Genomic DNA, 12,291 nt, shown 5'->3' with positions numbered 1-12,291 from the left:
TAACATTGTCCAGGATTTAAAGCTCTTATTAATCCAGAATTATCTACAGCACACACATTTGTATTAGAAGATGACCACATCAATTCTTTGTTTGTCGCATTTTCTGGATAAACTTTTGCGTTGATTTGTGTGTCTTCTCCCTCTCTTAAAGTAATATTGTCTTCGGATACTGTGATTTTATTTACTCTAATTTCTTGATCTGGTTCGGGAACATCTGGTTGAGGTGTAGGTTCCACTGGATCAGGGTCTGGTGTTGGATCGACATTGGTTCCTGAATAAGGTTTGGTGAAAGCTTTTAAGCATACATTTGCGTTTGCTCTATTTCTTGCCAGATCAGACCAATTATATCCATCGTTAGAAATAAATGATTGATTATATCCAGCTCTTGCCCTCGAAGAATATCCGTAAATCATAGATTCAATTGGAATAGGGTAGCTGTAACCAGGAGTTGTAAGTTTTACAATTGGTGCAAAATAAGCTCCGGCATTTATTCTTTGTGGATTGAATTTGACAGTAGTGTATCCCGCGTTTTCCACAGTTCCACGTGCAACTAAAACTTTATCGTTGAATCCGCTGTTTCCACCGATATTTGTGTTCACGTAAATTTCGTATTGGGCTCCATTTGAAGGAACAAAGAATCCAACTTCATCGATTTGACTAGTTCTACTTACGGGACCAAAAATATTTGAAAACCAACCAGTTTGATTGTAGCCAATGCTATCAGTCATTCCCAAATCGTCGTAATACCAGATAGATTTATTTCTATCTTTTTCTTTTAAAACAAAAATGCAGTTTCCTTTGGCAATGTGAGCATCATAATACGATACGTGATAATATCCACCTTGATTTCCCCAACGATCGCCCCAACTATTTTTTACAAGCCAAGCACCATCTCCAGGTGGAGTTAGTCCGAAATTATATCTTGAATAATCATCGTCCCAACCAATAATAGTTACGGCGTGATTTTGCCAACCATAACCAGGATTGTAATGACTCATAGAATAAAAGTTGGTAAAGCTTGGATCTCCGTTTACAGTCGTGTAAGATGCGCCATATCTCATTATAGCTCTTTTTAATCTGTCGCGATCTTGATTATTGTTTACATCTGGAATGTACAAAGCTTCTTTCAATTCCTTCGCTGGAATTAAATTATAAGGAGAACTAAAATCGTAAGCAGAATAAGGATCGTCTTTTTCCCAAATAGGACCAGACCATCTTGATAAGTAAGCTGCAGCAACTGCTCTTGTACCACCTTGATCAGGACCCCAGTCAAAACCATGAGTATTTCTCAAATGTTTTTCAGAAAAATCTGTGAACTGACCATTAGTAAGCATATTCGATTCTGCAGAACCATACGTAGCAAACGCCCAACAAGATCCGTTTGGCCCCTGAGCTTTTACGGGAGTAACTCTGTTGTGTTGACGTAAATCGTAGTTTGCTGGAATTCCATAAGCTTTTTGCCTTGGAATGTCTTCTTTTTGGTTGAACAAATCGTAGTTTGTGTTAACCAAGAAAGGGTCTTCGTTTGAACCGTAGTTTTTTGTGGTTTTTGGACTACTTTTTTGTCTGTTAAATGCGGGATTACGAGGCGCTTCAGAAAAATCGATTTCTTTTACAGTTAAATCATCGTTTAATTTAAATTTGTTTTGACTGTCTGCAAAACTTGTAGAAAACAGTGATTGCAACGTAAAAACCGCAATAAAAAGCAATAAATTTTTTCTTTTCATATTCAACTCCTTGCAATAATTTTAAATATTAATTCAGGATTAAAATAGTATACATAACACTATTAAGAATTAACAACTATATTATACTACTTTTGGAAGAATAAATATATATCTTGAACAAATTCAATAAAATGTCATATTTTGTGATTATCTATACATTTCTACTGTAGTACGTTAAAATCAATGTTAATTAATGTAAATTTTTAAATAATTAATGTAAAATTTCATTAAAAACATAGATTTTTTGAAATTATGTGATATAATTAATGCAATAAATACCGAAAACTAAATTAATAGATGTACTATTACTAAATAATTTTGATAACTAAAGTATATTTATTAAGGCTATTAATCTAGTAGCATATTTCAATAGGAGGGCGTTATGAAAATCAAAAAAATTTTGAGTCTACTACTAGGAACAGTTCTTATATCATCTATGATGGTTACTGGTCCAACGTATGCAGACGAAAACAAAAATTCCAAACTAGAATTAAGTCCTGTTGAAAATAGTTTTAAAGAAAATTCCAAGGATGACGAATTGATAATATCTCCATTGAAGACATCTTACGATTCAGTTCGTTCAGCTTCCAGAGCGGCATTGCCAGCAAAATATGATTTGAGAAAAACTAACAGAGTTTCCTCAGTCAAAAATCAAGGACAAAATGGTTCTTGCTGGACATTTGCTACATATGGTTCCATGGAGTCTTATTTAAAATTATTTGGCAAAGAATTTGATTTTAGTGAAAAACACATGAGAAACATGCACGGATTCGATTGGGGTCCAAATGATGGAGGTAACAGAGATATTGCAACATCATATCTTGCGAGAGGAACAGGTCCGATTTTAGAAAAGGACGATCCTTACGATGCTTACATCAATGTTTCACCTACAAATGTCAAAAGAGCTTTTGATCTTGATAAAGTCATTTATCTTCCAGATGTTCACAATGCAAATGAAACTAATGTTATCAAACAAGCTATTATGGAATACGGTGGAGTCTACACAACTTTAAGTTCTCAAAAATATTACGAAAAGAAAGAAACTAAAAGTTATTACAATCCTGGAAGTGGAAAAGCAGATCACGCAGGAACAATAGTAGGATGGGATGATAATTTTTCAAAAAATTTATTCCAAGCAAAGGCTCCTGGAGATGGAGCATGGATTGTAAAAAATAGTTGGGGAACAAGCTTTATGGATGGTGGTTACTATTACGTATCGTATTACGATGGTTTCTGTGGTAAGTCCAATGCAGTCTTCATTCCTCAAAGAAAAGATCCTAATGCTGTAATTTCACAATACGACGATTTCGGAGCAACAAGAAGTGTTGGATACAATATGCAAGGCTACATTGCGAATGTATTTACTTCTGATGAAGATCAAACAATTTATCAAGCTGGTTTGTTCACAGTTGCGATGAATACACAATACAAATTGTACATTGTAAGAGATTTGCAATCTACAGATGATTTGGCAGCCAAAAGAGAAGAAATCGGCAGCGGTGTAATTGAATATCCTGGATATTACACATTGGATACTACACAAATCAAAGTAAAAAAGGGAGAAAAGTTTGCAATAGTAGCGTACATGGATTCTTCAGCTTCTAATTACAAATATCCAATGCCTATTGAAATGCCGATTGCAGATTATGCTTCAAAAGCAAAAGCTCAAGAAGGTCAATCTTATGTTTCATCACAAGGTGAAAAATGGACTGATTTGACTAAAGAAGTTAAAAATGCAAATGCTTGTATCAAAGCTATCGGAACTACTGGTGAAGTTCTTCCAAGAGATACAGTTCCGGAAGTTGATCCAGATGAAGTAATCGAAGAACCGACTTCAATCACTGTAAAAGAAGGTAGCCAAGGATTCATAAGCGTTAAGAAAAAAGGAAAACTTCACGCTACAGTTCAACCAGAAAAATTCAACAACGATCCAGTTGTTTTTGAATCATTGGATAAAAATGTTGCAGTTGTAAAGAACGACGGAACAGTATATCCAGTAAATGTTGGAAATGCAAATATTTTGATAAAAACAGTCGATGGAAAAATTACACAAAGATTTAATCTATTGGTAGCTCCAGAAGGAATTAGAGTTCCTGATAGAAAAATGATTGAGGTAATTGGGGATAATGATTATGATCCAAAAACAGATCCGGATAATACAGAAATCCCAGTAATACCACCTAAACCACCGATAGATAATCAAAAATTAGATCCTAAAGTCATTAGAAGTTTGGGAGTATCAGTTCCATCAGTCACTATCAAACAAGGCGATAAGTTTAATTTGGATTCAAAAATTTTAACTTATCCACAAACTGCTATAAGAAATTTTGATTTTAGTATAAGTAACCATGACATAATTGACATTGATTCAAAATCAGTGATTACTGCTAAAAAAATCGGAAGAACAAAGGTAGATATTAAAACAAAAGAAGGATTACAAACAAGCATTACCATAATTGTAATACCAAAAGAAAAAGGCGAAATTACTGTAGAAAAATTTGCACCATCTAAAAGACACGCTGGAATATTCACTGTATTTATAGATGCAAAAGAAGGAGACAGAGGATATTCTGGTCCAGCAAAGCTAACAGTAAAAAGTGGCGATAGAAAATTAACTAGGACAATATATTTCAATTCAGGTCATGCACAATCTAAATTCCACGGAGGTCAATTTGGAGTGTGGAGAAAAGATTTCGAAGCGACTATAACTATAAGAAATCACGAAGAGACCATAAAATTTGGGTTTTAATCAATAGCGGGTAGTGCCGATTGTTAAATAAAATATTTAGTTCATAGGAGGGAAATATGAAACATTTAAAGAAATCATTAGCAATGATTTTAGTTTTCGCTATGACTTTTATAGCTGTTGCACCTTTGAGTGAAGTTTTCGCAGATTCTTTGGAAGTACAACAAGAAGAACCTAAACTTGAAATCTCAGAATTAAAAGAAGGTTTGACACAAGCTGTAAAATCAGTTGAAGACATAGAACCAGCTGATGAAAAGTACAAGGAAGTTATGGATCAGTTTTATGAAGCACATGATTTCTTAGACAAAGAAATTAAAGTAGCTGAAATGAAACAACGCCAAGCAGTAGGAAGTGCAGAAGCTGTAGGAGCATTAGAAAACACAATCTATGATTTATCTACAATTCCAGTAAGAGTACAATTGATGATTAGAATTGGTAGAGCAATCAGATTTGCATCTACTGAATTATCTAACAAAGTTGTAGCAGCTCACACTAAAATAACAGAATATATAATAACTGGATTATTATATGCTGTTAATCCTTTTGCTAGTGAAGCTCAAATTATGGATTACATCCAAAAATTTGACCAATTGGAACAAGAATTGTTAGCTTATCCTGATTTGGGACCAAACGACATAGCTACTATTTACAAAAAAGCTGCAGTTTGGAGAGAAATCAGAGAAGCTAAAAAAGTACGTGCTTCAAGAACAAAATTTGGTAATTCATTTATCGTAAAAGAATTAAGTGAAGAAATTTCAAAAACAGTAGGTTTGCAATTCAGAATCACAGTAAAATGTGGTGAATTAGACGAACAAGTTAAGAAACTTCACGCAGCAATGGAAAAAATTACTGGACCAAAAATCAAGGCTGAAAAAATCGAATTTAAAGAAGGCAACATGGGAGCCATCTCAATCAATAAAACAACAACAATCAGCCCAATAGTAAGACCTAACGAAGTTAAAGACAAAGAAGTATTCATCTACTCATCTAATGCATTCATGGCAAGAGTCGTTGGAAAAACAATCATTCCACTAAGAACTGGAACTGTGATGATTACAGTAGTTTCAAAAGATGGTTGTGCAAAATCAAACTTTGAACTTCATATCGTAGAACCTGGTCACAGCGTAGAAGGAATTCCATTCTTACAAGCCACTGGAGAAAACTCAGAATATCTTAACACTAATACAAATGGTGGCGGGGTAGTTGGAGGTAACTCTTCAGTTGGAAAAGATATTTATGAAGTTAAAAACATTGGTTTCTCAGTAAAATCTACTACATTAAAAATTGGAGATACATTTGATTTAGCATCAAAGACATTTGTATTCCCTGAAAATGCATTAGAAAAACAAGTTTCTTACAAATCAGACAACGAAGCTATTGCAACAGTTAATGAAAAAGGAACAATCGAAGCAGTTGCAGAAGGATCAACTACAATAACTGCAACTACAAAAAACGGAGTAACTAATAAATTCAAACTAAACGTAATCAAAAAAGTTGACAAAGACGAATATAAAATAACAGAAATCAACCCTTCAGAAAGAAAAGCTGGAATATTCTCAATCGAATTCAAAGCAACTAAAAACGGTAAAAAGTACAACGGACCAGCAAAAGTAACAGTGTCAAACACTAAAAAAGCAATCGCAAGAGACGTTTACTTTAACAACGGAGTTGCATCAGTTAAATACAACGGATTTGAATTTGGAACATGGGTTAAAGATTTCAACGTTAAAATCGAATTAAAAGACCAAGTAAAAACATTTGAACTAAATTATTAGGAGATGAAAAATATGTTAAAAAAAGCATTATCAGTAGTATTACTATCTAGTATGTTATTGGGAACAGTAGCACCAGCAGTATCTTATGCACAAGAAGATAAACTTGAAATCGTTCAAGGCGCAGAAGAAACTGAAAAATTAGGAATTGATGAAGCAGAAGTTTACAAAAGACAAATCAAATCAATTCAAAACGAAGTTAACTCAATCCAAGTTAAAAGAGAAGACGAAAAAGAAATGGTTGACAAATTCAACGAAACTTCTCTTGAAATTAGCGAAAAAATAGACCAAACAGCAGTAGGAATGGGAGTAGCAGATATTTATGACTTATCATCTATTCCACAAAGATTATTGTTATTAGGAAGAATGGGAAGAGCAATCAGATTTGCTACAACTCAATTAAGATACAAAGTAGATGCAGCACATGCAGAAATCGCTGAATACATCTTCGGAGGATTTGTAATAGCAGCATCTCCATTCCACACAGTAGAAGACATGAAAGTTTATATGGCACAATTCGAAGCATTATCACAAAAATTACTCAGCTACCCAGATGCTGGATTAAATGATACTGCAAACATCTATGTAAGATCTGATTTGGATCACAAATTAGCAAAAGCTAGATCATTAAAATATCATGAATTGAAAAATATGTCTGATGCAGTAATCAAAAAATTAAACGCTGAAATCAGTGAAATAACAGCTTTAAGATTAAGACCACAAGCAACTGTAGCTGAAATTTATCAATTAGGCGACAGATTAGACCAAGCAGTATTCGAAGCATTAAACAGCGAAGATTACAGAGCAACAAAAACTGAAATCGAAACATTAAAAGAAGCTATGAACAAAGCTATCCAAGCTAGAAGACATGGCGACAAGAGAGTTGAAGTTGGTAAAGCAATTGACCGTGCAAAAGAAGAATTGGCAAAAATCAGACCTTCAAGTGTTATCGCAGCTCAATTAGTACAACAATTCCAATCTTACTATGAATAAAATTTATTAAGATTAGAAAAATAGATTAATAACAAAAAGCCACCTTAAGGTGGCTTTTGTTGTATCTATTATAAAATTATCTAACAACGACGGCGTATTTTTTGATGTTGTATCTGCTATCAAAAAGTGAGCGGGATATCCAATAACCGTTTGGTTTATCTTCTGCTGGATCTACTATGTGCATTCTGTTTTTGTCGTAGCCATCTACTACCATTACGTGTGCGTTGTAGAGTGCATTTTTGCCCCAGAAGTAATCTTTGAATGTTGGATTTCTGAATTTATACGTAGCAAAGAATATTACAGGGTTTCCTTTTGCGATTTCTTCTCTGATGTATTCTGAAGATTTGCCAGAAATATTTTCTGCTGTTGCGTATTTGTTAGCCCATTTTGTTAATGGCTCTGGGAATATTGATTGGTAAATTCTTTCGTCAATATTAAAAGGAGAACCTGCGAATCCGTGATTTGGATTGTTGTCTTTTGCAAGTGGCATTTCTTTTATAAATTGATGGATATTTGTGTTTGTTTTGATGTTTTTGTAGTGTAAACATTGCAGAAGTGATGCTGCTTCACAGCCCATCGGCAAACCGGCTTTGTTTTGGTTAATTTGAGATACATTTAATAATACATATTCTTTTTTCGGTGGAGTTTTTCCAATTATTTCGTCAAATTTAGGATGAAGACCACCACCGACTAATGTTATTTTATTTGGATTTAATTTGTCGAAGAAATTTTTCTCTGATTGTGTTAAGTTGTTTTTTGTTGATGCAAAAATGATGGGGGATTTTTCATTTGCTGCAAATGGTGCTACTGTAACACAGTCAATCAATTCAGAAAATCTTTGTTCTCCGTTTTTCGCTAAGAATACAGACTTAGTATCTTTGAAGAATGTGTCAGCTATTATCATGCTTGTATCATTTCTGTTTTTCCCATAAATGATTTTTGAATTTGGAAAATTCTTGGATAATTTTGCTGTAGCTCCACCTATTAAATACGTGTTGTTGAATGTATAGTTTGAATATTTTTCTTCAAATGATTTTGTGTCATTTCCAACAAATAAAATTGGACTATTCATACTACATGCAGCTGCACTTACACTTGCTGAATCTACGATTGATTTGGTAGCGTGAACCACAAATGCATTATCAAATTGTTTTGTTTGGTTGAGATTAGAAAGTTCTGTTGCGATTGAAAATGATGTGTCTATTCTGTCTTTTCCATAAATCCTTCTTACTTTATAACCTTGGTTTATTAGATTTGTTTCTTGTGATTTGGAAATACTTTGAGTGCCACCTACAAGTATAATATTTGTTGTTTTCAGTCTTTGAATTTCTTTTAAAGTAGATTGGTTAATTTCATCATGATCTGTTAAAAGTATAGGGCTATTTATTTTATGCGCCAACACACCAACTGACAACGAATCTGCGATTTTTTCTGAATTTACGATTATAACTGTGTCTGATGTTCTTGGATAAGATTTTTTGGATATTTGTATTGCTGTTTCGTATCGTTTTTTTCCTTCGATTGAAACTTTTTCGATTTGCTTTATAGCTGATGTTGGTTGTGATATTGAAACCGATAATACAAAAGCTAATGCAATGATTTTAAAATTTTTAAAGTTTTTCATTTTGTCCTCCTAATATTAAAATTTAAAGTGTTTATGTAAATTTCATTAATTGTTTATTTCATTATATCATTTGCAAAATAATTTAGATGAATTGGTACGTGAAATTTTGTATAATTTTCATAAATATTTGACAAATTATTAAAAATATAATATTATAATTCTATTAAAAGCTGTGATCAGAACGGAATATTTTGATTGATTTTACAGAGAATCCTGTTTGGTGAGAGGGATAAATTAAGAAATATTCAAATCATCTGAAAGAAGCTCACAGATCCAATAGGTCTGTGCGTATTACTTGACGTTATAAGAAATGAGAGGTTAACACAATTAGGGTGGTACCGCGGTTTATTCGTCCCTTGGAATTTATTTTCCAAGGGATTTTTTAATTATTTTATAAGGAGATTTGTTTATGAAAAAGTTTAAGGAACTTTCTAAGAAACCAGTTAAAGAACGTGAACAGGCTACTAGTAAGTATTGGAAAGAGATTGATCTTTTGAATGAAACTTACAACAGTAGAGATGAAGAAAATAGATATGTATTTTACGATGGCCCTCCAACTGCAAATGGAAAACCAGGAATTCATCACGTTATTAGTAGAACGTTAAAAGATATGACTTGCAGATACAAAACAATGCAAGGATATAAAGTTTATAAAAAAGCCGGTTGGGATACTCATGGTCTTCCAGTTGAGATCGAAGTTGAAAAGAAACTTGGTCTTCACGATAAAAAAGAAATCGAAAATTACGGAGTAGAAAAGTTCAACGAAGAATGTAAGAAATCTGTATTTTCTTACAGAGAAAAATGGCAAGAAATGTCAGATAGAATGGCATACAATGTGGATATGGATGATCCATATATTACTTTAGACAATAATTACATTGAATCAGTATGGGCATTGCTTGACAAAATGTACAAGGACGGATTGATTTATGAAGGAGCGAAAATTCTTCCATATTGTCCAAGATGTGGTACTGGTCTTGCATCACACGAAGTTGCCCAAGGATATGAAAATATCAAAACTACAACAGCATATGTTAAATTCAAAAGAAAAGATGCAGATGAATATTTCTTGGCATGGACTACAACTCCTTGGACATTGCCATCAAATGTTTGTTTGACAGTACATCCAGATATTGACTATATTTTGGCAGAGAAAGACGGAGAAAAAATATATCTTGCAAAAAACAAAGCACACGATTTGTTGGGTCACGAAGGCGAAGACTACACTTTAATCAAAGAATTAAAAGGTAAAGACATGGAGTATATGGAATACGAACAACTTTTACCTATTTATGATGTTAACAAAAAAGCATTTTATGTGACTTTGGCAGATTATGTAACTGTTGAAGATGGTACAGGAATTGTTCACACAGCGCCAGCTTTTGGGGAAGACGATTATCAAACAGGAAGAAGATACGATTTGCCATTAATCAATCCTGTTGATGAAGAAGGAAAATTCGTTGGCGGTCCATGGGATGGTCAACAAGTTATGGATACAGATCCAGAAGTTTTACAAAGATTAAAAGAAGAAAACAAATTATTTAGGAAACAAAAAATTGAACACAATTATCCTCACTGCTGGAGATGCCACACACCACTTATCTATTATTCAAAACCATCATGGTACATTGAAGTTAGCAAATTAAAAGATAAATTAGTTGAAAACAATAACGGTGTGAACTGGTATCCAGATCATGTTGGAGAAGGAAGATTTGGAAATTGGCTAGAAAATATTAAAGACTGGGCAATTTCTAGAAACAGATACTGGGGAACTCCATTAAATATTTGGAAATGTGATAAATGTAATCATACAATTTCTGTTGGTTCAAGAAAAGAATTAAAAGAGTTAGCTATCGAAGATATAGATGAAAATATCGAACTTCACAGACCATACGTTGACGATGTTCACATTAGATGTCCAGAATGTGGCGAAATAATGACTAGAGAAAAAGACGTCATTGACGTTTGGTTTGACTCTGGAGCTATGCCTTTTGCACAACAACACTGGCCATTTGAACATACAGATGATTTTGATAAAGTGTTCCCAGCAGATTTTATCAACGAAGGAATTGACCAAACACGTGGATGGTTCTATTCATTGTTAGCTATTTCTACAATGATTACAGGAAAAGCACCATACAAAAATGTTTTGGTAAATGATTTGATCTTGGATAAAGATGGAAAGAAGATGAGTAAGTCCAGAGGTAACACAATTGATCCTATAGAATTATTCGATAAATACGGGGCGGACGTTGTTAGATTCTACTCACTTTATGTATCTCCACCATGGATTCCAACAAAATTCGATGTAAGTGGATTACAAGAAGTAGAAAGCAAATTCTTCAGATCATTCAGAAACACTTACAACTTCTTCCAAATGTATGCGACAACTGATGAAACGGATCCTACAGAATATTTTGTAGAATATAAAGACAGAGCTGTGATAGACAAATGGATTTTGTCTAAGTTTACAAATCTACAAAAATTCTACTTCGAAAATATGGATAAATTTGAATATACAAAAGTTGCCAGAGAAATTTCTAACTTTGTAATCGAAGATTTATCAAACTGGTACATCAGACGTAACAGAAGAAGATTCTGGAAAACAGAGATGGATGATGACAAAAAATCTGTTTACAACACAACTTACGAAATATTAGTTGGACTTACTAAATTAATCGCTCCATTTACTCCATTTATCGCAGAGGAAATGTATCACGATTTAACTGGCGAAAAATCAGTTCACTTAGCTTATTTCGATAAGGTAAATGAAGATTTAATCGACAATAAATTAGAAGAAAAAATGGAAATGGTAAGAACTTTTGTAACACTTGCAAGAGCTTCTCGTGAAGAAGTGAATATTAAAGTTCGTCAACCATTGAAGAAAATAGTCCTAGATGAAAGATTTAAGGATAAGATTGAAGAGTTCAAGGATTTAATCAAAGAAGAAATCAACTTAAAAGATATCGAATACAAGAAAGATTTGTCCGAATTTATGAATTACGAACTAAAACCTAACTTCAAAGTTGCAGGTAGTATTCTTGGTAAACACATCAAATCTTTTGGAAATTATTTGAAAGATATCAACGCTAAGGATTTCGTATCAAAACTAGACAAATCAGATTTGAATATTAAATTAGACGATGAAGACATCGACATTAAGAGAGATTACGTTGATGTAAGAATCAACTCCAAAGAAGGCTTCGATGTGACAATGCAAGGAGATTATTTTGTAATCTTGGACACAGAAATCACTGATGAATTATTGATGGAAGGATATGCGCGTGAGCTTGTAAGTAAAGTTCAACAAATGAGAAAATCAAATGACTTTGATGTATTAGATAATATCATCATCAAAATCAAGCCAACAGATGATATTAAAAAAGCAATTGAACAATATGAAGACTTCATAAAAGATGAAACATTAAC

The 12,291-nt window shown here is 33.2% G+C and carries 6 protein-coding genes; 4 read left to right on the top strand and 2 right to left on the bottom strand.

Going from position 1 to position 12,291, the window contains the following annotated elements:
- Positions 1–1,727 (bottom strand): lectin like domain-containing protein (locus tag KHW44_RS02445; protein WP_304065536.1); only part of this gene is annotated, 1,727 nt, incomplete at its 3' end.
- A 382-nt stretch (positions 1,728–2,109) separates the two neighbouring features.
- Between KHW44_RS02445 and KHW44_RS02440 the strand changes: the two genes are divergently transcribed.
- From KHW44_RS02440 to KHW44_RS02430, 3 genes are read left to right on the top strand one after another with little or no spacing between them, the layout of a single operon-like run.
- Positions 2,110–4,476: a lectin like domain-containing protein gene (locus KHW44_RS02440; protein ID WP_304065533.1), complete on the top strand. Its 2,367-nt coding sequence runs from the start codon at positions 2,110–2,112 to the stop codon at positions 4,474–4,476.
- 56 nt (positions 4,477–4,532) lie between these two features.
- The gene (locus tag KHW44_RS02435; RefSeq protein WP_304065531.1) at positions 4,533–6,248 is read left to right on the top strand and encodes a CAMP factor family pore-forming toxin; all 1,716 of its coding nucleotides are present in this window, start codon (positions 4,533–4,535) and stop codon (positions 6,246–6,248) included.
- 12 nt (positions 6,249–6,260) lie between these two features.
- On the top strand, positions 6,261–7,238 hold the full coding sequence (locus KHW44_RS02430; protein ID WP_035109068.1) for a CAMP factor family pore-forming toxin: 978 nt from the start codon (positions 6,261–6,263) through the stop codon (positions 7,236–7,238).
- 76 nt (positions 7,239–7,314) lie between these two features.
- Here KHW44_RS02430 and KHW44_RS02425 read toward each other — a convergent pair whose 3' ends face one another.
- Positions 7,315–8,862: a cell wall-binding repeat-containing protein gene (locus KHW44_RS02425; RefSeq protein WP_304065526.1), complete on the bottom strand. Its 1,548-nt coding sequence runs from the start codon at positions 8,860–8,862 to the stop codon at positions 7,315–7,317.
- A gap of 409 nt (positions 8,863–9,271) precedes the next feature.
- On the opposite strand from KHW44_RS02425, the gene ileS reads away from it, so the two are divergent.
- A partial coding sequence (ileS, locus tag KHW44_RS02420) for an isoleucine--tRNA ligase (RefSeq protein ID WP_304065523.1) occupies positions 9,272–12,291 on the top strand: 3,020 nt, incomplete at its 3' end.

Origin of the sequence: Finegoldia magna (genome assembly GCF_018371055.1) — a bacterium.
Lineage (GTDB): Bacteria > Bacillota > Clostridia > Tissierellales > Peptoniphilaceae > Finegoldia > Finegoldia magna_I.
Note: the sequence above shows the minus strand (reverse complement) of the source record. Positions and strands in the feature narration are given on the sequence as shown.